The organism is Enterococcus sp. DIV1090, assembly GCF_050537975.1.
In the GTDB taxonomy this organism is placed as follows: domain Bacteria; phylum Bacillota; class Bacilli; order Lactobacillales; family Enterococcaceae; genus Enterococcus; species Enterococcus faecalis.
In genome coordinates, this window is record NZ_CP172917.1 from 1,086,620 (window position 1) to 1,111,335 (window position 24,716).

The following is a 24,716-nucleotide window of genomic DNA, read 5'->3' on the forward strand; positions in this document are numbered from 1 at the left end:
CAAAAAAGCTTGAGCAAATTGCTCAAGCTTTTTGAAGATTTATTTACCCGTTTTTTGATAGCCTTGATAACTGTCAGTGTGATATTCATCAACGGTTGATTTATTATTGTTTTTACTGTAAACACTCGTTGATTTTTCACCTTTTTCTTTTTCAATTGCTTCCAGTTGTTGCAATTGGTTCTTGTAATCATAGTCTTCTGGGTTAACTGGTTTTAAGCCGCTATTGGTATAGAAACGAAGCAAGTCACCGTTAGTAATTTGGTCAGACGTTTCTAATTGTTTCGTCGCTTTGGCTTTTAAATCAGCGACTTCTTTCTTAACTTCTTCGGTTGGCTCTGTAATTAAAGTGCCTGTTTTAGTATCGTAAATGCTAGAACCTAAAATAGTATATTTAGGTGTTACAACATTGCCGTTGCGGAAAGCAACGATTTGATTGTGTTGTTTAGAGAATAAATCTTGGCCTAGCTGAATGTAGTTTTTCGTATCGACACCAAGCAAGTGTAGAAGGGTTGGTAAGGCATCAACTTGGCCGCCATACGTATGGTTCACACCGCCATTTTCTTGACCAGGAACGTGGATCATATAAGGAACACGTTGCATATTGGCGTTGTCAAAATCGTTCCAATCTGCTTTGGTTTTACCTACTAATTCTGCTAAGTTTTGGTTTCTTGAATTAGAAACCCCATAGTGATCGCCATAAAGAACAATGACTGAGTTTTCATAGAGACCTGAAGATTTCAAGTAGTTAAAGAATTCTTCGACCGCTTTATCTAAATAATTCGCTGTTGCGAAATAACCATTAATTGTTTCGTCAGAGGTTTTTGCAATTGGGAATCCTGCTTCATCGTTTGTAAATTGAGAATAAGGATAATGATTGGATACAGCAATAAATTTAGAATAGAACGGTTGTTGTAAATGTTCTAAATATTGAACGGATTGATTAAAGAATGGTTTATCGTGTAACCCATATTGGAATGAGTTATCTGAATTAACATCATAATAACTAGCATCAAAGAAATAGTCATAGCCTAAACGTTTATAGGTTTCATTTCGATTCCAGAAGTTACCGGCATTTCCGTGGAAAGCAGCGCTAGTGTATCCTTGCGTTTGTTTTAAAATATCGGGTGCTGCTTCAAACGTATTTTTCCCACCAACTTGTGTAAAGAGTGAACCTTGGTCTAAACCAAATAGTGAATTTTCAAGTAACGTTTCGGCATCACTTGTTTTTCCTTGACCAACTTGGTGGAAGAAGTTATCAAAGCTAAAGGTACTTTTACTATTGTAAAGACTATTGATAAATGGTGTGACTTCGTGTTCTACGCCATTTTCATCTTTTAATTTGTAATTAACTAAAAATTGTTGGAAACTTTCTAAATGGATATAAATTACATTTTTGCCTTTTGCAATACCAAACTTACTATCATCGGGTGCCGCATATTGTTGTTTCACGTAATCTTCAACTTGTTTCATATCGTTAGCACTAGCTTCGGCACGGACTTGGTTTGTTTGGTAAGTTGTAATGCCATCGTATACGGTAAAGGCATTTAAGCCTAAGAATTTCACGATATAGTCACGAGAGAATTGACGTCCTAATAATTGGGGACGTTCTGTTTCAGCCATAAATAGATTGAATAAGAAAAAGACAACAGAAAGGAGTGTGACAGAGACTGCTACACGTGCGCGGACTGGACGCGCATCTGTTTTAATTTTTTTCGTTAATAATAATACGCCAATAATAATGAAGTCTAAGAAATAAATGACATCATAAGGTCTAAAGAGACGTAAGGCACTTTCGCCAAGACCGCTAGCTACTTTGCCAGCACCAAGCATCGTATTAACTGTGATGAAGTCAGTAAATTCTCGATAATACACGACATTTGAGAAGAGCAGTAAACTCATCAAGAAGTAAATAATCATCATTGTAATATAAGAAGCTTTTTTACGGCGAACATACAAAGCGATGGCTAATAAAAAGACCGTTGTAGCAATTGGATTAATTAAGAGTATGAAATACTCGTTAATATTTTCCAAACGTAAATGGAAATCAACGGCGTACGCAAAGAGGTTTTTTAGCCACAGTAAGATGGCGATTAGCGAGAATAACCCCAGTCGCGTGTTCAAAATATTTGTTTTAAATAATTTTTTCAAAATAAACGTCCTTTCTAAACGATGATTCTATAAAAGTAAAATTAGGTAAATTTCGTATTTTACAATATCGCTTTAATTTTACTCTTTCACAAATTTTATGTCAATTCTTACCGAAGTGAGGAATGGTGATGTTAAAGAAAACTTACTATTTCCTTAAACTTTTTAGTTCGTTAAATGACGTGAAGCTTGAATCCTTTAAAGACAGATGGGCCTTTTTTTGCTATACTAGATAGGACTTTGAAAAGTAGGTGTACAGAATGAAACTTCAAGTAACTAAAAAAGCAGAACATAAATTTAAAAAAGGATATCCTTTAATTCAGAAAGAAGATTTGCAACAAGTGCCGGCGCCGTTGCCAACAGATTGGCTTACTTTGATTGATAGTAAAGGCCAGCATTTAGCCGAAGGATATTTAGGCGAACAAAATAAAGGAATTGGTTGGTTGCTGTCATGGCATGGACCAATTAATCAATCTTTTTTTCAACAACTCTTTGAAATAAGTCGTGAGAAGCGGACGTCTTTTGAAAAGGATTCGCTAACAACCGCGTATCGATTATTTAATGGGGAAGGGGATGGCATTGGGGGTCTAATCATCGATCGCTATGCAGATTACGCCATTTTTTCATGGTATAATGAAACCCTTTATCAGAAAAAAAACGAACTTTTGACGGCGTTTCGCACAGTTTACCCTGACATTATTGGTGCCTACGAAAAGATTCGCTTTTCCACAAAAAATTTACCCGAATCACAGTTTTTGTATGGCGAACAAGCGCCCGAGCCATTACTTGTCACTGAAAATGGCGTTCAATTTGCTACCTATTTAAACGAAGGATTAATGACAGGCATCTTTTTAGATCAAAAAGAAGTTCGTGGTCGATTAGTAGATGGTTTTGCAGTAGGTAAAACAGTCTTAAATATGTTTAGTTATACAGGTGCTTTTTCAGTAGCTGCCGCTATGGGGGGTGCCGTGGCCACCACTAGTGTGGATTTAGCTAAACGAAGCTTACCGAAAACGACTGAGCAATTTGAAGTCAATCATTTAAATCTTGCCCCGCAAAAGATTATTGTCATGGATGTTTTTGACTACTTTAAATATGCTTCACGTAAAGACTTGCGTTATGACATGATCATTTTGGATCCGCCAAGTTTTGCTCGCAACAAAAAGAAAGTTTTTTCCGTTGCTAAAAATTATGGGGAGCTAGTGAAAGATTCTATTGATATTTTAACGGATAAGGGAACGCTTATTGCCTCAACCAATGCGGCAAATTTATCCTTAGCCAAATATCAAAAAATGGTGATTACTGCCTTGCAAGAGAAAAATGTCCGTTACAAGATTACGGACACGTATCAATTACCGGCAGACTTTCAAGTGAATTCTAATTTTCCAGAGGGGAACTACTTAAAAGTCCTGTTTATCGAAATTGAAAAATAATTTTTTACACCAAGCAAAAGTCCCAGCGCCGCTAATCGGCATTGGGACTTTTGCTTGGTGTTTATTTTATAGTAACTTTTGGGCTTTTTGGGTATTTGCAAAATGCAGCTTCGCGTAATTCGCTAATAAGTCTAGGCCGCCTTTTTTCAAAATACGGGCGGCTACTTGGTCTGATTTGCTGCCGGCACCAGAGGGCACAGAGAAACCCAATTCTGCAGATTCTTTGTCTAACTCTTCTAAAAAAGCAGCGCGGCTAATAATAGAGGCGGCAGCAACGGCAACATGATACTGCTCTCCTTTAGTGACGAAGAACAATTTTTCAGTGACTTGATTTTTTTCATTACGAACATATTTCCGATAATTATTTTCAGGCGTGAATTGGTCAATCAAAATCCCTTCTGGCTTTGTGGGAGCCAACTCTTGTAGCAACAGATAAATCGCTTGGTTATGCAAAGCAACTTTCATGTGTACAGCATTGTAGTTTGGTTGGATCTCATTGTATTTTTTTGGTTCAACGATTAATAACTTGTAAGGAATCAGTTCTTTAATGACATGTGACAATTGAATAATTTGTGGGTCGGTTAATTCTTTGGAATCACGAACACCTAATGATTTTAGTTTGCTAATCATGCTTTTGTCAACATAGGCAGCACAGACAGTTACTGGACCAAAATAGCTACCATTACCGACTTCATCGGAACCTATCACAGACCAGTTGCCAAAATCAGCAGGCAGTGTAGGAGTCTGGGGAGAAATTTTTTTCTTTGGTGTGGTACTCGTTCCTTCCCAACGAGCGGCCTCTTTTTCAGCTTGAGGTCCCTGAAACATGACTTTACCTGATTGATAAGCAGTGATGGTAGTGGTGCCAACCTTGGCCACAAAGACAGTATAAGGGACCGTTTTATTTAAACGATTGGGTTGATAAACAGTGGTCATCTCTGCTAATGTTTTTTTACTAACTTTAATTACGTGATTCTGTGCCATCAATTGTTCCTCATTTCTTGATATTTCTTCTTTACTATAGTAAAGGAAAAACAAGTAAATGAAAAGGTTTTGCGTTAGCTTGTTCCTGAAAATGACAATGTTTAGGAAATGTATAATTTTTTTCTATAGTTGGACGCTAGTTGTTATCTAAATTTTTATTCAGTGCTATACTGTGGGAGAGAAGGAGACGATGAAAGAGTCGACTAGAACAAGGGGTGATGTGTTTGAGAAGAAAAAAAGAAATGCAAGAAAATGAACCAATAGCAGTGACTGCTAACGCGGAACGCTATTATCCAGAAGATAAACAAGGCTTGACGGCCGCACAAGTTGAAGAAAGACAGCGAAAAGGCTTAGTCAATGCCGCCGTCGATACAGAGTTTATCACAACGAAACAGATTGTTATTAATAACGTATTTACGTATTTCAACTTAATTTTTGTGGTACTAGGTGTGTTATTAATGCTGGTACAATCTTATAAAAATATGACCTTTTTGCCAGTAGTAATCATTAATACGGTCATTGGAATTTACCAAGAAATTAAGTCGAAGAAAGTATTAGATAGCTTAAATATTCTAAACGCTACAAAAGTAACCGTTGTAAGGGATGGCCAAGAACAAGAAATTTCGCCAGATGAACTGGTTTTGGATGATGTGGTGCTCTTTAAATCGGGTGAACAGATTTCTGGGGATGCAATTGTCTTATCTGGTGAAGTCCGTGTGAATGAATCCTTGTTAACTGGGGAATCTGATGAGATTACCAAAGTAGCAGATAGCCAACTTTTGTCAGGTAGCTTTATTGTGTCAGGTTCTTGTTATGCAAGAATTGATAAAATTGGCGCTGAGGCCTATGTTCATCAATTAACGCTTGAAGCGAAGTCAATTAAAAAAGGGGAACAATCAGAGATGGTCGGTTCCATTAACCGTTTGGTGAAATGGGTAGGGATTATTATTATCCCGATCGGCTGTGTTCTATTTTTCCAAAGTTATTTCATCAACCATCAAGGGCTTCATGACAGCATTGTCTCCATGGAAGCTGCCTTGATTGGGATGATTCCAGAAGGGTTGTACCTTTTAACAACCGTTGCATTAGCTGCCAGCACAATGCGCTTAGCGAAGCGCGGCGTTTTATTGCACAACATGAAAAGTATCGAATCCTTAGCACGTGTCGATGTGTTATGTGTAGATAAAACAGGAACAATTACTGAAAACACGATGGAAGTCCAAGAGTTGGTTCCTGTGGTGAGTATCGAAAATGATGGTACAGACTTAACCAATGTCGAAAAATTAATTGGCGATTTTTGCCGAACAATGTCAGCTGACAACGATACGATGAAAGCGATGAAAGAATTTTTTGTTACTAATAATCAGAGGGAAGCCGTTAGCTATACCTCGTTTTCGTCTGTCGAAAAATTTAGTAGCGTGACTTTCCCAGAAGCGACGTATATTCTTGGGGCGCCAGAGATGATTTTGAGAGACAATTATGAAATGTATCAATCTGAAGTGGAACATTATACAAGTCAAGGCTATCGCTTATTGGTGTTCGGAAAGTATTTAGGAGAATTTCAGGAAACGTTGACAGCAGAGGTTCAACCTCTAGGCTACATTCTTCTTTGGAATCCGATTCGTAAAGAAGCCAAAGCAACTTTTGAATATTTCGCTGAACAAAATGTGGCCATTAAGGTCATTTCTGGCGATAATCCTTTAACAGTATCCAATGTAGCACAAGCGGCAGGCATTATTGGTGCTGAAAATTATGTGGACGCGCGAACATTAACTACAATGGAAGCCCAGACAGAAGCTTTAGAAAAATACACCGTTTTTGGTCGTGTCACGCCAGAACAAAAGAAACAATTTGTACTATTGTTGAAAAAATTAGATCATACAGTGGCGATGACAGGGGATGGAGTCAATGATATTTTAGCCATGAAAGAAGCAGATTGTAGTATTGCCATGGCTTCAGGAAATCAAGCTACAGCACAAGCCTCGCAAGTTGTGTTGTTAGATTCTGATTTTTCAACGATGCCGGAGGTTGTCTTTGAAGGCCGCCAAGTAGTTAATAACATTGAACGCTCTTCAAGTTTATTCCTTGTAAAAAATATTTTCTCCTTGCTAATGTCTGTCTTTGCTATGATTTTTGCCGTGACATATCCTTTACAACCGACACAAGTCACATTGATTAGTTTATTTACAATTGGGATTCCTTCGACATTTCTAGCTTTGGAACCAAATCATCGTCGCATTGAAGGGAAATTTCTTTTCAATGTGTTATCAAAAGCAATTCCTGGTGGGTTAACGGATATGTTAGTAGTCGGTGCCTTACTAATTTGTGGTGATATTCTTGCACTTCAAAAAACGGACATTTCAACGACTGCAACATTGTTGCTAGTTTCAGTCGGCTTTATGGTTCTTTATAAAATTAGTTCACCAATGAATCGTTACCGCAAGCGCGTAATGATTGGCTGTTTAATCGGAATGGTTATTACAAGTATTTCCATGAAAAACTTGTTCTCGTTAACTTCGGTATCGCCAACAGCCTTGTTACTTTTAGCCATTCTTTTCTTTGCAGCAGACTCAACTTTCCAACATTTATCAACCATTTCTGAAAAAGTTCAATTATGGTTTTATAAGAAAAGACATTAGGAGCAAAACACCGAGCCAAAATTATTTTGGTTCGGTGTTTTTTGTTTTTTATTGTTGGGAAAAATAAAAACACTTGTACCTAGTTAATCCTTGATAGTATAAACCTAACCAATTATTTTAGATAGGAAGGATTGAATAAAGATGAAAAAAAGAAGTTTTGTCTATTGGGGAATGTTTTTCATTCTTTTGTCGACGCTGATAACGCCTTTTCTGAAACTTGAAACAGGATATGCGCAAACGGAACCAACTAGTACCAGTGAAACCAATCAAATTTCTGCTACGCCAAACGTAGTACCGCGTAAACAAGTGGGCAACATTGTGACAGCGATTCAACTAACGGACAAAGAGGGAAACCCACTTGGGATCATTAATCAATATACCGACATCTACCTCCGAATTGAGTTCAACTTACCGGATAATACCGTTAATAGTGGGGATACGAGTGTGATTACTTTGCCCGAAGAGCTACGTCTCGAGAAAAATATGACCTTTAATGTAGTAGATGATACAGGTGCTGTGGTTGCAATCGCACAGACCGATGTAGCAAATAAAACGGTCACGTTAACGTATACAGATTACGTAGAAAACCATGCCAATATTAGTGGGTCTTTATATTTTACAAGTTTGATTGATTTCGAAAATGTCGAAAATGAATCCAAGATTCCTATTTACGTCACGGTTGAAGGGGAAAAAATATTTGCTGGCGATCTTGATTACCAAGGTGAAGGCGATGATGTTAACGAAAAATTTAGCAAGTATTCGTGGTTTATCGAAGACGATCCAACCGAAATTTACAATGTACTACGGATTAATCCAACAGGGCAAACGTATACTGATTTAGAAGTGGAAGATGTGCTAAAAACAGCAAGTTTAAGTTATATGAAAGACACTATGAAAATTGAACGAGGACAATGGACACTGGATGGAAATGCTATTTGGCAGTTCACGCCAGAGGAAGATATAACTGGTCAGTTGGCTGTCCAGTATGGTCCTGATGACCGTAATTTTTCGGTGCATTTTGGCAATATTGGGACTAATGAATATCGTATCACCTATAAAACCAAAATCGATCATCTTCCCGAAAAAGGTGAAATCTTCACAAATTATGCAAAATTAACAGAAAATCAAACGGTGGTGGAAGAAGTCGAAGTGAGTCGTGTCTCACAAACGGGTGGTGGAGAAGCTAATGGTGAACAATATGTTGTTGAAATTCATAAAGAAGATGAAGCAGGCCAGCGTTTAGCAGGTGCAGAGTTTAAACTCATTCGTAACTCAACCAATCAAACAGTAGCCAAAATCACAACAGATCAAAACGGAACAGCGATTGTTAAAGGCTTGTTAAAAGATAACTATACTTTAGAAGAAACCAAAGCACCTACCGGTTACCAGCTTTCGCAAAACAAGATTTCAATAACACCTGAAGACTTTGGTAAAAACTTAGTTGCACTGAAAACTGTTGTGAATCATAAGATTTCATATCAACCAGTCGCTGCTTCATTTTTAGCTGGAAAAGTTCTTTTAGGAAAACCACTGAAGGATGCTGAATTTCAATTTGAATTGTTAGATGAGAAAGGTACAGTACTAGAAACGGTTAGTAACGATACTTTAGGGAAAATTCAATTTTCACCATTAACCTTTGAAACTCCCGGAAACTATCAATACACCATTCGGGAAGTAAACACGCAACAGGCAGGTGTTTCCTACGATACGCACAACCTTCAAGTTCAAGTAACCGTCGAGGCGCTTTTAGGAAATCTTGTGGCGACTACTCAGTATGATGGAGGTCAAGTATTTACTAATCACTATACGCCAGAAAAACCTATAGAAAGTACCACACCACCAACGAGTGGGACAACAGATACTACCACGAATTCAACCACAGAAACTACTTCAATAACCATTGAAAAACAGGCGATTCGTAATAAGGAATTGCCAAAAACAGGAGAAACAAAAGAAAACGCGTTTCTTTTCTTAGGTAGCCTTCTTTTGATTCAAGGATTATTTATCTATTTTAAAACGAAAAAATAATCGCTTAGATAGTTTCAGTAATCGAGACAAAATGTGCAAATTTCGAGAGATTTAGCTTGTTCATTTGAGTTTGGAGTGGTTCTGTGCTATACTATCTTTAGCGTAATGATACTAGTTGGGAGTGAGCGGATTTCTGCTCACTCTTTTTGATGGAAAAGTCATCAGGACACGGTTCGTTACATCAATCTCGAAGGAGGCGAAAATTTTGAGTAGTGCTGTGGAAACTGTAACAAAGTTAGTCACACCAATCTTAGAAGAACAAAATTTTGAACTTGTGGAAGTAGAGTTTGTTAAGGAAGGAAAAAATTGGTTTTTACGAGTATTTATCGATAAAGAAGGTGGCATTGATATTGAGGAATGTGCCTTTGTCAGCGAAAAATTAAGTGAAAAACTAGATGCAATGGATCCAGATCCAATTCCGCAAGCGTACTTTCTGGAAGTTTCTTCTCCGGGAGCAGAACGTCCGTTAAAGAAAGAAAGCGATTATGAACAAGCGGTAGGCAAGTACATTCATATTTCTCTTTATCAAGCAGTTGATGGAGAAAAACAGATTGAGGGTACCTTAGTCCATCTTGATTCAGAACAATTAACATTAAGTGTAAAAATTAAAACCAGAGTGAAGGAAATGACTTTTGAACGTAAAAATATCGCAAAAGCTCGTTTAGCCATTCAATTTTAATCAACAGACTCGAATGTAAAAAAGGGTCCACTAAAAGTTTTACTTTTAGCTAGGCCTGTGACAAGTTTTAACGAGAAGTTTTTCCCTTGGAAGAAGAACCACTCGTTCAGCTTTAACGAATCCATAGGAGGAAAAGAAAAACAATGAGCAAAGAAATGTTAAATGCATTAGACGTATTAGAAGCTGAAAAAGGGATTCCTAAAGATACGGTGATTGAAGCGTTACAAGCAGCTTTAGTTTCTGCATATAAAAGACATTATGGACAAGCAAGCAACGTCGAAGTTGAATTTGAACCAAAAAAAGGCAATATTCACGTGTATGCTGTCAAAGAAGTAACAGAAGAAGTATTTGATTCACAATTGGAAGTTTCATTAAAAGATGCCGTTGCATTAAATGGTGCATATGAAATCGGCGACAAAATTCGTTTTGAAGTTACGCCAAAAGACTTTGGCCGCATTGCTGCCCAAACAGCAAAGCAAGTAATTTTACAACGTGTCCGTGAAGCAGAAAGAACAATTATTTATAATGAATTTAGCGAATACGAAAATGACATCATGCAAGGAATTGTTGAACGTCAAGATCGCCGTTATATCTATGTAAACTTAGGCAAAATCGAAGCAGTCTTATCAAAACAAGATCAAATGCCAAATGAATTTTACCAACCGCATGATCGGATTAAAGTTTACGTATCACGTGTTGAAAACACATCAAAAGGCCCACAAGTTTTTGTAAGCCGTAGTCATCCAGATTTACTAAAACGTCTTTTTGAACAAGAAATTCCAGAAGTTTATGATGGAATTGTTGAAATCGTAAGCGTCGCTCGTGAAGCTGGCGATCGTTCAAAAGTAGCCGTTCGTTCAACAGATCCTAATATTGATCCAGTGGGTACCTGTGTTGGTCCAAAAGGCCAACGTGTCCAAGCGATTGTGAATGAATTAAAAGGCGAAAATATGGATATTGTGGAATGGAACGAAGATCCAGCTATTTATATTAGTAATGCCTTGAATCCAGCTCAAGTATTAGATGTTATTTTTGATCCAGAAAATAGCAAAGCATGTACAGTTGTTGTACCTGATTATCAATTGTCATTAGCAATTGGTAAACGTGGTCAAAATGCGCGCTTAGCTGCTAAATTAACGGGCCATAAAATTGATATCAAATCAGAATCTGATATGGCTGAATTTTATGAACAACAAGCCAATCAAGAAGTTGCCGAAGTGGCAGAAGAAATGGATGAAGCAATTATCCATTCAGATATGACGGCAGATGATTACGAAAACTTGGCTGCTGAAGAAGCAGTTGTTGAAGCAGAAATTACAGAAGAATTACCTGAACAAGAATAACGTTTTTGGAGGGTGAAAAAATGAAAAAGAGAAAAATTCCAATGCGTAAATCGGTTGTTTCAGGCGAAATGAAACCGAAAAAAGAATTAGTCAGAATTACTCGCTCCAAAGAAGGCGAGGTGGCCTTAGATCCAACTGGTAAATTACCTGGACGTGGCGCTTACGTTGATTTGGATCCTGCGGAAGTCCAAAAAGCTTGGGATAAAAAAATTCTTGATCGTGTCTTAGAAACAAAATTAAGTGATGAATTTTATCAAGAACTATTGGATTATGTAACACATCAAAAAGCCCGCAAAGAGTTGTTTGGCGATGGAAAATAAAACCAAAATTTTGAACCTTTTAGGTTTAGCAATGCGCGCCGGTAAATTAGTCACAGGCGAGGAATTAACCCTTAAAGATATTCGTGCAAACAAAGCGAAATTTGTGTTTGTTGCGCAAGATGCCAGTGAGAATACTAGAAAGAAAATCAAGGACAAAAGTTCTTATTATAATGTTCCTGTTAGCGAACTGTTCAGTCAATTCGAGCTCAGCCAAGCGATTGGGCGACCACGAATGGTTATCGGAGTAACTGATGCAGGATTTGCCACCAAAATCAAGGAATTACTAAAAGGTTAGGAAGGTGATTGCATGGGAAAAAAAAGAATTTATGAACTAGCAAAAGAAATGAATAAAGCAAGCAAAGACGTTGTCGATAAAGCGCATCAATTAGGTATGGATGTTAAAAACCATATGGGCGCAATTAGTTCCGAGCAAGAAACAAAGCTTCGTCAAGCATTCGGAGGAGGAAGTACCGTAAATACTCAATCAAAAGCAACAAACAACCAAAAGCAACAAACAACACAAAATAAACCAGCCAATAAGAAACCAATGAACAATAAACCTGGTGAACAAAGAAATAACCAAAATCGTCCAAACAATCAATCAACGAATGGACAACAAAGAAACAACAACAACCAAAATCGTCACGGCCAAAGCAACACACAAAACCGTAGCAATCAAACAAATACAAACAATCAAAACCGCAATACCCAAAACAATAACGGTTCTACAACGAATCAAAATCGGACCAGCCAAAATAACAATGGCGGGAACAACCAAAACCGTGGCGGCCAAAACCGTAACAACAATTTTGGTGGCGGTCAAAATCGTAATAATCGGAATAACTTTAATAACCAAAACCGCAATCGTTTCAATAAAAAAGGGAAAAAAGGCAAACATCAACAAGAATCAGCGAAGCCAGCAGTACCAGCACGTAAATTCCGTGAATTACCAGATGTTTTAGAATATACAGAAGGTATGAACGTGGCGGATATTGCGAAAAAAATCCACCGCGAACCAGCGGAAATCATCAAAAAATTATTTATGATGGGTGTCATGGTTAATCAAAACCAAGCCTTAGATAAAGATACAATTGAATTATTAGCTGTGGACTATGGCATGGAACCGCAAGAAAAAGTTCAAGTTGATATTGCGGACATTGATAAATTCTTCGAACCAGAAGCAGTTGTTGAAGAAAACTTAACCACACGTCCCCCTGTTGTCACAATCATGGGACACGTAGACCACGGGAAAACAACATTATTAGATACATTGCGCCATTCTCGTGTGACTTCAGGTGAAGCAGGCGGTATCACGCAGCATATTGGTGCCTATCAGTTAGATATTGATGGCAAACCAATTACGTTCTTAGATACACCAGGACATGCGGCCTTTACAAGTATGCGCGCGCGTGGTGCCAGCATCACTGATATTACCATCTTAGTTGTTGCAGCGGACGATGGAGTAATGCCACAAACAATCGAGGCGATTAACCATGCCAAAGCGGCAAAAGTGCCGATTATTGTAGCAGTTAACAAAATTGATAAGCCTGGTGCAAATCCTGATCATGTGAAACAAGAATTAAGTGAACATGAATTAATTCCTGAAGAATGGGGCGGAGATACGATTTTCGTCAATATTTCAGCGAAATTCAATCAAAACATTGATGAGCTATTGGAAAATATTTTATTGATTGCTGAAGTAGAAGACTTAAAAGCTGATCCAACGCAAAAAGCAATTGGAACAGTGATTGAAGCGCGCTTAGATAAAGGTAAAGGTCCGGTTGCGACATTACTCGTTCAACAAGGAACTTTACATGTTGGTGATCCAATCGTTGTTGGTAATACTTACGGACGTGTTCGTGTGATGACCAATGACATGGGCCGCCGTGATAAAGAAGCAGGACCCGCAACTCCTGTAGAAATTACCGGATTAAATGATGTTCCTCAAGCGGGTGATCGTTTTGTGGTCTTTGAAGATGAAAAAACAGCACGTCAAGCAGGGGAAGAACGGGCTAAACGTGCGTTGCTTGAACAACGTTCAGCAAGTAGCCGTGTGACATTGGATAACTTATTTGAAAGCCTAAAAGAAGGCGAATTAAAAGAAGTTAATATCATTGTCAAAGCAGACGTACAAGGATCTGCCGAAGCCGTTTCAGCAAGTTTACAAAAAATTGATGTAGAAGGCGTTCGTGTGAAAATTGTTCACGCGGCAGTTGGGGCCATCAATGAAAGCGACGTAACTTTAGCCGCAGCAAGTAATGCGATTATTATCGGCTTTAACGTTCGCCCAACACCACAAGCGAAACAACAAGCAGAACAAGAAGAAGTTGATATTCGTTTACACCGTATTATCTATAAAGCCCTAGAAGAAATCGAAACAGCGATGAAAGGGTTATTAGATCCAGAATTTGAAGAAAAAATTACGGGTCAAATGACGGTTCGTGAATTGTACAAAGTATCTAAAGTTGGCACAATCGCTGGCTGTTATGTTACAGAAGGATTTATTCGCCGCGATAGTGGCGTGCGTGTCATTCGTGATGGTATTGTTATTTATGAAGGTAAATTAGCAAGCTTGAAGCGCTTTAAAGATGACGTGAAAGAAGTCAAACTTGGTTTTGAATGTGGCGCTATGATTGAAAACTTCAATGATTTACGTGTAGATGATGCGATTGAAGGCTTCATTATGGAAGAAATCAAACAATAATTTTAGTAATTGGAGGAAGACACTATGGCAAATTATCGTGACCGTCGTGTAGGTCAAGAAATCATGCGTGAAGTGAATGATATCTTGAACAAACGCATCAGAGATCCACGCGTCCAAGGCATCACTATTACAGATGTTCGTGTGACCGGTGATTTACAACAAGCAACGATTTATTACAGCTTGTTATCTGATTTAGCTTCCGAACAACAAAAAGCTCAACAAGGATTAGACAAAGCCAAAGGACTGATTCGTAAAGAATTAGGACAACGGTTAACCTTGTATAAAACACCAGAGTTGATTTTTGAAAGAGACGAATCTGTCCAATACGGAAATCACATTGATGAGTTGATTCGTAAGTTGAATCAAGGTGAATAATTAAAAAGAAAAAGCACACCAGACGAATGGTGTGCTTTTTCTTTTCATGATTTCTTGATAAAATAGTCATGGAGGTGCAAAGATGAAAAGAATTGTTGTTTTCTATAAAAATGGAGATCGTTATTTAAAAGAAATGGGTTCAGGCAAGAGTTCCCTGTACTTTTTTCTTTTCTTCTTTGTACTACATAGTATGCGGGAACATATTATTCAGTTCATCGGATTTTGGCCGTCATTTATATTCGTCCTCATACTTGTCCCAAATCTTATGCTTGGCGTCGGACATATTAACCATTGGTACCAAAACCGCTCTTGAATTTTCCAGAATACTTTTAAGCATGGAACAAAATCCTTATTGATTTTGTTCCATGCTTTTTAAGTTAACCCAGTATTTAATACCATCACAGAATAATCCCTAAATTCAAAAATCCGTCCTTTATAAAGATAAGTGGCGCCATACTTTTGTCGATAGTACGTAATCACATTTTTTAATGTTTCAACATCGATTTCCAAAAATTCAGCACAAGAATAATGGTTGCTTAAGCCAGCTTCAGAGCAACGAATTAAATCGTCTAATGTAACTAATTGCTCTAAGGCCACATTGCGGGCTTTCAACTCTTGCTTCCGATTTTCTGTACAATTTTGATTTAAAATAGTGCCAACGGATGTTTGATAATGCCCGTATTCCTCGGCTAAAATATTCTTCTTTTGACGGGTACTCAATGTTTTTTCAATATAAATTTTGCCATTTCGATACAACCCATAACAACCTGTTTGATTGTATAAATCAATTTCTAAAACCGTCACATCCTTTTGAATGGAACTGACGAGTTTTTCATAATCATTCACTTTACCATTCACCTGCCATTACTTAATAAAAAGAGTAGATGGGAAGTTAATCCTCTTTTTTGTCAGAAGAAATCGATTGTTGATATTTGGCATCAATTTCATCCAAGTAATCGTGAATTTTCTCGATTTCTTCTTTTGAAAATATCTTTTCTGGATCCCCAGCGTGGGCAGCCAGTGTCATTTCGTCACGGCGAGGGAATGAGAGAATTTCTGCTTGCGTTTGTTGTTCGTGTAATTGTTGTTCGGCAAATTGATAAACGATGGCTTGTCGTTGGGGCTCTAATTTTTTATAAATGCGGTCGATAGTTGAGGCATTTTTTTCCATGGGAACCTCTTGTCCCATCAACCAGGCCTCATTAATGTCTAATGCATCTGCAATGCGATAAACTTTGTCTTGTTTTGCTTCGTAACGACCAGCTAGCCAATCGCTGATCGAAGATTTACCGATGCCAGTTTTTTTCGCTAATTCACTAGGTTTGATGTTCTTGGCTGTTAAAGCCTCTTTTAAACGGACAGCAAAAATGTTCATATTTCCGAACCTCCTATTGCCTCAAAGTATACTATATCTGTTTAGAGAAGGCAAGTAACAATCGCAATTAAAATTAGAGGTTCATAAAACTGAACTTATGAGTTGACAGTGAAAATATTTGATGCTAAGATAGAGCCATTCGAATGTTCGGTTAACTGAACTATTTTTTTGAACATTTTGTTCGGAAAACCGTATTTTTGTAGAAAGGGTGAAGAAATGAGTCGGAATTATAAAAAAACGTTGTCGGATATGTTACTTTTAGCAATTATTTTATTAATAAGCAGTGTCTCAATAAAAATTGGGGCCATCGTGATTGGTATGATTGGCCTCATGGAATTACTAACAGAGTAACAATAATTTAGTCAAAAGGAGAGAAGCGGATTGGCAGAACGACGCATGTTTGCAAAAACGATTATTGATAGTGATGCGTTTTTAGATATGCCCTTATCAAGTCAGGCCCTGTATTTTCATTTAGCGATGCGTGCCGATGATGATGGATTTATCAATAATCCCAAAAAATTGCAGCGAATGGTTGGTTGTGGGGAAGACGATCTAAAATTGCTAATGGTTAAAAAATTTATTCTAGTATTTGAAAGTGGTGTGATCGTTATCAAACATTGGAAAATTCATAATTATATTCGCAGTGATCGTTACAAACCAACCTTGTATCAAGAAGAGAAAAATCAGATTGTTGAAAAAAATAGCAAAGCTTATACGTTTAAAGCAGAATCGTCTGTCAGTGGTCAACCAGCTGACTACCAACGGTTACCACAGGAAAGCATAGTCCAGTCTAAGCTAGGTCAGAGTCAAGGTAGTAGTTCAGAAAACGATTGTTTAAAGATGATTTATCATTTTTATGAGGAAAACGGCTTTGGTACACTGGCCTCAAAAACAAGCCAAGATTTTAAGTATTGGTTGCAAGATTTTATACAAAAAGGGGCTAGACAAGAGGAAGCATGCCAATTAATCTTGCATGCTTTAGGAATTGCCATCGATCGAAATAAACGGAATTATGGCTATGTAAATGCTATTTTGAAAAGTTGGGAGCAACAAAATTATTTATCCGTACATGAAGTTTTGGTAAATGATAAAAAACAAGTGTTGGAGCATACGCCGCAAATTACAGAAGAATATCAAGAGTTAGGTTTTTAAAGAAAGGAGGAAATCAGTATGCATGCGACAGATCAAACTTTTCAAATACTATTGAGTCAATTGTTAGAAAAAGTTGAAGACCGTTGTCCTGAATGTGGCAGTGAACAATATGTTTGGCAACAAAAAAATAAAGATGGCACAGAACGTTGTGCCCCAACTTGTTGGTCGTGTGGGTATAAAATGCTAAAAAAACATGAACAAGAAGCCAATCAACAACGTTCTCAAGAGAGTTTTATGGCACGTACACAAAAATTTTTTCATCAAGGGTCCTTAATTGCTGATGATGCGCTACGGCAATGTCGTTTAACCAATTACCAAACCACTGAATTAGAAACAAGACAAGCAAAAGAACGGGCCTTAGCAGCAGTTTCAGCGATTGTTGAAGAAAAGCCAATTCACGTTATTTTTTCAGGGAAACCTGGTGTCGGTAAAAGTCATTTGGCTATCAGTATTTTAGTTGAAGTCTTAGAACGCTCTGCATATCAAAAGTATTGTTTATTTGTCAGCTACTCTGAGTTATTAGAAAAACTAAAAATGTCCATGAATGAATCGGCCAAAAGCCAAGCAAAGGCTCAAGCGTATATTACTAGAATGAAAAAAGCAGATGTTTTGGTCTTAGATGATTTAGGTGCTGAATTAGGAATTAAAAATAAAGTTAGTACGGATTTTAATAATGACATCTTAAATCGAATTTTAGAAGCTAGACAGAATAAAGCAACTATTTTTACTACTAATTTTTCTGGAAAACAACTGGTGGAGGCCTATGGAACACGCATTATTTCTCGTCTAATGAAGCACGCCAGTGGCTATGTTTTCCAATATAAAGACACAACAGACAAACGAATGAGGAGTGTGAAATAAATATGTTAACAATTATTATTGGGTTTATCTTTTGGACAATGACACTGATGTTAGGTTATCTAATTGGTGAAAGAGAAGGCCGTAAACATGAGTAATTTAACAAAATGTAAAAAAGATTTATTTGAAATGAAAAGCGTTGTATTTAAAGATATTTCAAAGCAACAAAGCGAAAAAGCACAAAAAAGAAAACGACTCTTACAACTAATGAATCAATATCCCGATTGGGCAAGTCAAAAAAATAAACTTATTATGCAGGAAATTCAAGAATTAGGACAAGCAATCGGTAATTGGTCGATGGATCAATCAAGACCCATCCAATCCATCAAGGCCGCATCGTTTACAAAAAGCGAGTATCTCTATTTAATTTGGCTCGGTTATTCAGATGAAGCGATTCGTCACGGCTTAGACATGTCGAAAGAGTGTTATTTTATTTATCGATTAACACTTTTAAATGAATAAAAGTAAAGGAGATTAACCAATGCGTACGTCAACATTTAATTATATCAAAGATATTTTAGCAGACTTTTATAAAACAGATGAGTATATCCGGCAACGGGAAGAAGAATTACGGCACCCTTATCAAGAAGCAGATTTAAATGCTGGTATTAGAGGACAAGGACTTCACTCTGTAGTGACCGAACGAATGGCGATTACGATAGCTATGGATCGTCGTCTGTGGAACTTAGAGAGAAATCGAGACATTATCAAAAATTGTTTAGCTGAAGCGGATGAACAAACGCGCGTGATTATTGAAGAACTATATATGAAAAAACGGCCCTCTTTAACATTAATTGGACTTGCCCAGCAATTATTTATTAGTAAAAGCCAAGCCTATAAATTAAGAAATCATTTCTTTGAAGCGGTGGCGGATGAACTAGGGATGTAAACATGGAAAAAGCGTGGAATTTTTTCAGGTGTCAACATGGTAAATTAATAGTGTCGAAAGAGATAGATAAACGTGAGGCAACCAAAAAATGAAGACACGGAATTCTATAATTTTGACTGCTTTCTTGTGTCAGCTATGAAGGAGCAGAAAATGCCGGCTACTTTCAAAATCCTTCATTTTGACTAGAAGAGAGCCAATTTGTTAACCAATCCTGAATTTTTTGAATGGAAAGGTGGCGCTAAAAATGAATGAAGCGGAACAAGAGTTATATGAAGCCCTTGTTGCAATCTGCCAGACGTCAGGATTTTTGTTGCTAGAGGAACTGCCGACAGATTTACCAGATCAGCCATTTGTTTATTTAGGTGATAGTAAAGAATTACCTAAGCCAACTAAATCAGCTATTTTGGGAGAAATTGAATTAATAATGCATGTTTATGGTGCGTTATCTGAACGACAACAAATTTCTACAATTAAAGGAACGATTTTACGGCAGGCAACCAGTAACTTAAAACGAACGGCTCATTTTAATTGGGGTATCAAACATCAAGAAGTCAAAGCACAAATGGTAAAAGATACCAAACAAATGAAAAAAACAATTTGGCATGCTGTACTACCATTACACATGCAATTTTACTAGGAGGAATTATCAATGGGAGAAGTTATGCAAGGAAAAGACCGTATTTTATTAGTTCGTCGCTTGGATGAAGCAGCGACAAAGAAAGCAATGAAACCCTTATTTCAAATTGAACATGAATGGGAATTCTCACGTGAATCGAGCGGTACGCAAACAAAAGATGGCGTTGCGAATGCTGTTTCTGGTTTAGAAGTTACGTTATCGTTAAGCGGTTTAGCCTCTCGAGATGATGAAAATTTATACATGAAAGACGCAGTTGAAGATGGCATCTTAATGGAATTTTGGGATGTTGATTTAAAAGGTGAAAAAAATGCGGAAGGTAAATATCCAGCAATTTATGCCCAAGGTTATGTAAATTCATGGAGTTTACCAGCCAATGTAGAAGAATTAGTAGAAATCGAAACAGAAGCCTCTATTAATGGCAAACCACAAGATGGTTTTGCAACAGTAGAAGCAGATATTATTGCAGAAGCACAATATGCGTTCCAAGATACCGTTCCAGAGAAAGCACCACAACCTGGCGAATAATCAAAAAGTGTTGAATTTTAGGAGGATAAAAAATGAATTTAGAGATTAACGGAAAAACAATTGAAGTGAAATTTACGATTGGCGCGATTCGCGAATTAGATAAACGTTACCAAATTGAAAATGGCGCTGCCAAATTCGGCATGGGCATCAGTTCAGCAATGATTTATTTACGCCAATACAATCCAGTAATCTTAGTTGACATCATGGAAGCTTTACAAAGTGGGCAATTAAAAATAGGTAAGTCGGAAATTGAAGCATGGTTAATGACCCAAGATGTCAAAAAACTTTCAGATGATTTGCTTAAAGAAATGGGAAAGCAACCTCTTACAAAACCAATGATCGATCAGTTCAGCAAAGAAGCGAAGAAAGCAGAAGCGCAAGCGACAAACTAATTAAAACGAGCGATGACGTGTATCACGACATCGCTCTTTCTGCTTTTCGCTACTTAGGCTGTCGTTCATTTGAAGAAGTGGATCGGATGACCATGTCTGAATTTGAATTACGAATGATTGCTTTTAATTTAGCAGAAGTAGATGAAGAGCGGAAAAGGCACGAGCTTGCCTACTTAAATGTTAAAGCGCAAGCGACAAACAAAAAAGGAAAACCCGTTTTTGAAAGCTTTAAAAGTTTTTATGATTATGAAAAACGAGTTGCTGAAGTTCTGGCAGCTAACCAGCCACAACGAACGAAATTAAATGAGCGGAAAAAAACGCAACTTGCCACTGTGGCAGAGCGTCTACGCCGCTATCGAGAAGGGAGGAGAGTAGATGGAGAATGACAAAGAAAAAACGCCGTTATCGGAGGCAAAGAAAAGCCTTGCAGGCGTCCAACAAGCATTAAAAAGTATGAGCGGTGAGTATGCCTTATTAAGTGGATATTTAGGGAAAATTAGTGCGGGTGTCAATCAGTCAGCCACGGTCATGAACACATTTAAAACCGTCATGCAACAATCTGGAGAAACAGTGAAAAAAACAGGAGACGAAACAGCAAAGGCAGCAGATCAAATGAACACAGCGTTAACAGATTCTGCTGAACAAACCGGTGAAGCAGCTAAAAAAGCGGGGAAAGAAACCTCTGATGGCTTTACTAATGCACAAAATAATATGCTGAGCTTTGGGACGGCCATGACTAGTGCCGTTTCCTTACCTATGCTGAATGTTTTAAAAACAGCTATGGGCGTCGGTGCTGGGGTCAGTGGCGAATTTCAAGGAATGCAAGGACTGATTATGGCTAGTGCAGGAGGGATTTCTGATTCATTGCAGGGCGAGTTGCAAGGGGCATTGACTCAGATGAATCAATCATTTGAAGCGGCGGCACAAGTGATTCAAAGCGTGATGGCTCCAGGAATGGAAATTTTGGTTCAAGTGGTTATCACAGTCGTCAAAGGCATTACAGCTTTGGTGAATTTATTTATCAAATTACCAAAACCCGTCCAAGTTTTTATTGTTGCCATTATGGGCATTTTAGCCGCCATTGGGCCCATGTTGATTATGGTAACGATGGCTCAGCAAAAATTTCAACAGTTTAGTGATGGTTTGGTTCTTATAAAAGGAAACATTGGGAAGTTAGGTGGTGGCTTATCAAAACTAAGTGCTAGTTTTAGTGCCTTAAGTGGAGGACCATTAATTTTAATTGTAGCAGCCGTTTTAGCAGCGGTAGCAGCGTTTGTTTATTTCTATAAAACCAATGAAACATTTAGAAATAGTATCAATAGCTTAGCTAGTGCCATTCAAGGAGCTGTTTCAGCGGCGTTTGGCAAATTGGTAGGATTGCTACAACAGATCCAGCCGGCCTTTCAGCAAGTAATGGCAGTTTTTAAACAATTTTTTGCAGTAGGCTTAGAGAAAATGGCGACTATTTTTTCAACAATTGGTCGTGTGCTAGCAGGCGTTTTTGCCAGCGGTTTGCAATTAGGTAGTAACTTATTAGGGCAATTTGGTGGCACCTTTGACAAAGCTGGTTTAGCGGTTGGTCTTTTGGTAAAAGTTCTGACAAAGGTTGCACTGGCTGCATTAGGAATTTCTGGGCCGTTTGGTCTAATTATTTCCTTGATTGTTTCATTCGTGACGGCCTGGATGAAAACCGGTGATTTGAGTGCGGGTGGTATTACCCAAGTCTTTGATAATTTAGGTAACACGATTACATCGGTTACAACAATGCTTGCGGCTAATCTACCGAAAGTTATACAACTTTTTACAACCGTCTTAACCAGTATTCTCGGGAAAATAACAGAAGCTATTCCAAGCATCGTAACCGCGTTATCTAGTTTAATTACGTTAATTGTTGGTGCGATTGTTGCCAATTTGCCAGTCTTAATTGAAGCGGCAACACAAATTATTACTACGTTGATTCAGGGGATTACAACAGTCTTACCAATGTTGATAGAAGTTGGTTTGAGCTTATTAATGACTTTAGTTAATGCGATTGTCACCGCCTTGCCAACAATTACAACTGCAGCGATTAATATCATCACTACATTAGTGACAGCTTTTGTCACAGCGTTACCAATGCTAGTTACAGCAGGTGTTTCAATTATCACAGCCTTAGTCAATGCATTTGTTACTATGTTACCGTTGATTTTGACTGCTGGTTTACAAATTTTGATGGCATTAATCACTGGGATTATGACGATTTTACCTCAGTTAATTCAATCAGCGCTGACGATTATTCTAGCGTTAGTGACAGCGTTGATAGGTGCCTTACCACAGATTATCAGCGCAGGTGTCAAATTGTTAATGGCGTTAATTCAAGGAATTATTTCGATTTTACCAACCTTAGTTGCGGCAGCTATTACCTTAATTTTGACATTGGTAAATGCCTTAATTGGTGCCTTGCCACAAATCATCAGCGCAGGCGTCAAATTGCTAATGGCTTTGATCCAAGGGATTATTTCAATTTTACCGCAACTGGTTACTGCAGCAATTACGCTCATTACCGCTTTAATGGGTGCGTTAATCAATGCGTTGCCACAGTTATTAAGTGCTGGGATTCAACTGATTCAAGCCTTAATTAATGGTGTACTCAGTCTATTGGGTGCCTTGTTGTCCGCAGCAGGAACATTAATCTCACAAATGATCACGAAGATTGGTTCTTATTTTGGTCAACTGTTAGCTTCGGGCGGACAGTTAGTTGAAAATATCAAAAATGGGGTTACCAATGCAGCCGATCAGGTAAAAAATGCCATTGGTTCTGTAATTGAAGGTGCTTGGCAAGCAATCCAAGGTTGGTTTTCAAAATTCACCGATGCCGGTGCGAATATTGTCGGCATGATTGCTGATGGAATTACAGGCGCAATAGGAAAAGCCAAAGAAGCAATCGATGGGGTCGTCAGTAAAATTCGTAACTTTTTACCATTTTCACCAGCAAAAGAAGGTCCCTTATCTGATTTGCATAAATTGAATTTCGGCGGCACGATTGCTACGGGGATTTATGCAGGCGAAACAGCCGTTAGTAGAGCAATGGCTTCTATTTTAGATTTACCGCTGTTAAATGATTTTGCCTTGGACTTAGCTGGTCGAGGAAACTTCACGGCAACGATTGACCATCGTTTAGAAAATGATGCATACAATCGACCATTATTTGTGACAGTAGAGTCAACGTTAGATGGAAAAATTGTCGCAGCAACTACGGCGCCTTATTTAGCAACAGAGTTACAAAGACAACAAGTGAAACAAAATAACCGCTTAGGAAGGAGAGGATAACATGTATAAATTTATTGATACCAATCAAGCAACTCATTCAACGCCTCTTCCTTCAGAAGCGTTGAATTTTAACGGTCAATTTTTAGAAAAAGTCATCCCTGGCTATCAAACATTATCAGTTTCAGGACGAGAATTAGTTCCAAGCGAAATTGAAAGCTATCAATTAGGGATTCGTGATGGCAAACGCCACGTTTATGCGCGGATTCCAGAACGAGAATTAACAGTCAAATATCGACTTTCAGCTGTGAATAATGAAGCGTTTCGAGATGCATTTAATCATTTAAATGTTGCTTTGTTTGCGGAAAAAGACGTTTCTATTTGGTTTAACGATGAACCGGAAATGCTGTGGTTTGGTAGTAAGTCTTCAGTGAGTGATGTACCCGAAGGCGTTAACCAAGTAACAGGCACCTTTACTTTATTGCTTTCTGATCCGTATAAATACACACGGAGTGATGCGACTAGTGTGATGTGGGGTTCGCCAACCATTACATTTCAAGCAAATTACTTAATGGGGAATACAGGCTCAGGTGCAGTTGATTTTCCAATTTTAATTGAAGGCGGGGCTTATTGGGGATCAACCATGATTACCTTTCAAAATCGGGCCTACACGATGGGGGATTTAGGCAAAGAAGTTCGGCCAATTGAAATTTATCCTACGGTTGAAGGCTTAAAAGTCAAACCGACCATTATTTTAACAGGAACCGGACGTGGTGTTTGGATTAAAACACGGAACGATACAATTAACTTAGGAGACTTTGATCGTTCGGAAATTATCATTGATACTGAAAATTTTTATCTGACAAAAAATGGTGCACCGATGATTCGACCAATGAACGATTTTTACCTATATCCCAATGAACCGCTGTATATTCAAGCCAAAGATAGCGACTTCCGCTTGACGATTCGCTATCCTAACCGATTTGTGTAGG

Annotated in this window: 24 protein-coding genes; 20 read left to right on the forward strand and 4 right to left on the reverse strand. The window is 38.0% G+C overall.

The window, feature by feature from the left end; genetic code table 11:
• Positions 1 to 39: 39 nt before the first annotated feature.
• The gene (locus IGL48_RS05275; RefSeq protein WP_002357869.1) at positions 40 to 2,148 is read right to left on the reverse strand and encodes an LTA synthase family protein; all 2,109 of its coding nucleotides are present in this window, start codon (positions 2,146 to 2,148) and stop codon (positions 40 to 42) included.
• 257 nt (positions 2,149 to 2,405) lie between these two features.
• Between IGL48_RS05275 and IGL48_RS05280 the strand changes: the two genes are divergently transcribed.
• Positions 2,406 to 3,578 carry a class I SAM-dependent rRNA methyltransferase gene (locus IGL48_RS05280; protein ID WP_282853326.1) on the forward strand — a complete coding sequence of 391 codons (1,173 nt, stop codon included), beginning with the start codon at positions 2,406 to 2,408 and terminating at the stop codon, positions 3,576 to 3,578.
• Positions 3,579 to 3,644: 66 nt separating this feature from the next.
• Here IGL48_RS05280 and rnhC read toward each other — a convergent pair whose 3' ends face one another.
• A complete protein-coding gene (gene rnhC, locus IGL48_RS05285) occupies positions 3,645 to 4,562 on the reverse strand; it encodes a ribonuclease HIII (protein ID WP_048949612.1) in 918 nt (305 codons plus the stop codon).
• Between the two features lie 218 nt (positions 4,563 to 4,780).
• Here rnhC and IGL48_RS05290 point away from each other — a divergent pair, with 218 nt between their 5' ends.
• The 8 genes from IGL48_RS05290 to rbfA all read left to right on the forward strand — a co-directional run bounded on the left by IGL48_RS05290 (position 4,781) and on the right by rbfA (position 14,650).
• Positions 4,781 to 7,201: a cation-translocating P-type ATPase gene (locus IGL48_RS05290; RefSeq protein WP_002393199.1), complete on the forward strand. Its 2,421-nt coding sequence runs from the start codon at positions 4,781 to 4,783 to the stop codon at positions 7,199 to 7,201.
• Between the two features lie 141 nt (positions 7,202 to 7,342).
• Positions 7,343 to 9,229 (forward strand): Ig-like domain-containing protein, encoded by a 1,887-nt coding sequence (locus tag IGL48_RS05295; protein WP_048949613.1) that lies wholly within the window; start codon positions 7,343 to 7,345, stop codon positions 9,227 to 9,229.
• Positions 9,230 to 9,434: 205 nt separating this feature from the next.
• Complete coding sequence (gene rimP / locus IGL48_RS05300) at positions 9,435 to 9,908, forward strand: ribosome maturation factor RimP (protein WP_002357863.1); 474 nt, start codon at positions 9,435 to 9,437, stop codon at positions 9,906 to 9,908.
• A gap of 143 nt (positions 9,909 to 10,051) precedes the next feature.
• Positions 10,052 to 11,251, forward strand: a complete 1,200-nt coding sequence (gene nusA, locus IGL48_RS05305) for a transcription termination factor NusA (RefSeq protein WP_002357862.1) — start codon at positions 10,052 to 10,054, stop codon at positions 11,249 to 11,251.
• Positions 11,252 to 11,271: 20 nt separating this feature from the next.
• Positions 11,272 to 11,571, forward strand: coding sequence for an RNase P modulator RnpM (gene rnpM / locus IGL48_RS05310; protein ID WP_002363794.1), 300 nt, complete (start codon positions 11,272 to 11,274; stop codon positions 11,569 to 11,571).
• The gene (locus IGL48_RS05315) at positions 11,561 to 11,866 is read left to right on the forward strand and encodes a YlxQ-related RNA-binding protein (RefSeq protein WP_002357860.1); all 306 of its coding nucleotides are present in this window, start codon (positions 11,561 to 11,563) and stop codon (positions 11,864 to 11,866) included. The genes rnpM and IGL48_RS05315 overlap by 11 nt, the downstream gene beginning before the upstream one ends.
• Positions 11,867 to 11,878: 12 nt before the next feature.
• Positions 11,879 to 14,275: a translation initiation factor IF-2 gene (infB, locus tag IGL48_RS05320; protein ID WP_002357859.1), complete on the forward strand. Its 2,397-nt coding sequence runs from the start codon at positions 11,879 to 11,881 to the stop codon at positions 14,273 to 14,275.
• A gap of 24 nt (positions 14,276 to 14,299) precedes the next feature.
• Positions 14,300 to 14,650 (forward strand): 30S ribosome-binding factor RbfA, encoded by a 351-nt coding sequence (gene rbfA / locus IGL48_RS05325; protein WP_002360497.1) that lies wholly within the window; start codon positions 14,300 to 14,302, stop codon positions 14,648 to 14,650.
• Between the two features lie 372 nt (positions 14,651 to 15,022).
• Here the strand turns inward: rbfA and IGL48_RS05330 are convergent, their stop codons facing one another.
• On the reverse strand, positions 15,023 to 15,508 hold the full coding sequence (locus IGL48_RS05330) for a toxin (RefSeq protein ID WP_002382232.1): 486 nt from the start codon (positions 15,506 to 15,508) through the stop codon (positions 15,023 to 15,025).
• 34 nt (positions 15,509 to 15,542) lie between these two features.
• Positions 15,543 to 16,025, reverse strand: a complete 483-nt coding sequence (locus IGL48_RS05335) for a helix-turn-helix domain-containing protein (protein WP_002361687.1) — start codon at positions 16,023 to 16,025, stop codon at positions 15,543 to 15,545.
• Between the two features lie 168 nt (positions 16,026 to 16,193).
• On the opposite strand from IGL48_RS05335, the gene IGL48_RS05340 reads away from it, so the two are divergent.
• From IGL48_RS05340 to IGL48_RS05390, 11 genes are all read left to right on the forward strand, one after another.
• Complete coding sequence (locus IGL48_RS05340; protein WP_073459191.1) at positions 16,194 to 16,376, forward strand: hypothetical protein; 183 nt, start codon at positions 16,194 to 16,196, stop codon at positions 16,374 to 16,376.
• 45 nt (positions 16,377 to 16,421) lie between these two features.
• Positions 16,422 to 17,177 carry a DnaD domain protein gene (locus tag IGL48_RS05345; RefSeq protein WP_048949619.1) on the forward strand — a complete coding sequence of 252 codons (756 nt, stop codon included), beginning with the start codon at positions 16,422 to 16,424 and terminating at the stop codon, positions 17,175 to 17,177.
• Between the two features lie 18 nt (positions 17,178 to 17,195).
• Positions 17,196 to 18,038 (forward strand): ATP-binding protein, encoded by an 843-nt coding sequence (locus IGL48_RS05350; protein ID WP_002369527.1) that lies wholly within the window; start codon positions 17,196 to 17,198, stop codon positions 18,036 to 18,038.
• A 66-nt stretch (positions 18,039 to 18,104) separates the two neighbouring features.
• On the forward strand, positions 18,105 to 18,497 hold the full coding sequence (locus IGL48_RS05355) for a hypothetical protein (RefSeq protein WP_002363798.1): 393 nt from the start codon (positions 18,105 to 18,107) through the stop codon (positions 18,495 to 18,497).
• Between the two features lie 19 nt (positions 18,498 to 18,516).
• Entirely contained in the window at positions 18,517 to 18,924 is a 408-nt protein-coding gene (locus IGL48_RS05360; protein ID WP_002360491.1) for a RinA family phage transcriptional activator, read from the forward strand.
• Between the two features lie 220 nt (positions 18,925 to 19,144).
• The gene (locus IGL48_RS05365) at positions 19,145 to 19,561 is read left to right on the forward strand and encodes a hypothetical protein (RefSeq protein ID WP_002382237.1); all 417 of its coding nucleotides are present in this window, start codon (positions 19,145 to 19,147) and stop codon (positions 19,559 to 19,561) included.
• 12 nt (positions 19,562 to 19,573) lie between these two features.
• Positions 19,574 to 20,086 (forward strand): phage major tail protein, TP901-1 family, encoded by a 513-nt coding sequence (locus IGL48_RS05370; RefSeq protein WP_002369526.1) that lies wholly within the window; start codon positions 19,574 to 19,576, stop codon positions 20,084 to 20,086.
• A gap of 32 nt (positions 20,087 to 20,118) precedes the next feature.
• Positions 20,119 to 20,478, forward strand: a complete 360-nt coding sequence (locus IGL48_RS05375) for a tail assembly chaperone (protein ID WP_002357848.1) — start codon at positions 20,119 to 20,121, stop codon at positions 20,476 to 20,478.
• A gap of 17 nt (positions 20,479 to 20,495) precedes the next feature.
• Entirely contained in the window at positions 20,496 to 20,864 is a 369-nt protein-coding gene (locus IGL48_RS05380; protein ID WP_002361692.1) for a hypothetical protein, read from the forward strand.
• Positions 20,854 to 23,787, forward strand: coding sequence for a phage tail protein (locus IGL48_RS05385; RefSeq protein ID WP_048949614.1), 2,934 nt, complete (start codon positions 20,854 to 20,856; stop codon positions 23,785 to 23,787). The genes IGL48_RS05380 and IGL48_RS05385 overlap by 11 nt, the downstream gene beginning before the upstream one ends.
• A gap of 1 nt (position 23,788) precedes the next feature.
• A complete protein-coding gene (locus IGL48_RS05390; RefSeq protein ID WP_010824573.1) occupies positions 23,789 to 24,715 on the forward strand; it encodes a distal tail protein Dit in 927 nt (308 codons plus the stop codon).
• The last annotated feature ends 1 nt before the right edge of the window (position 24,716 follow it).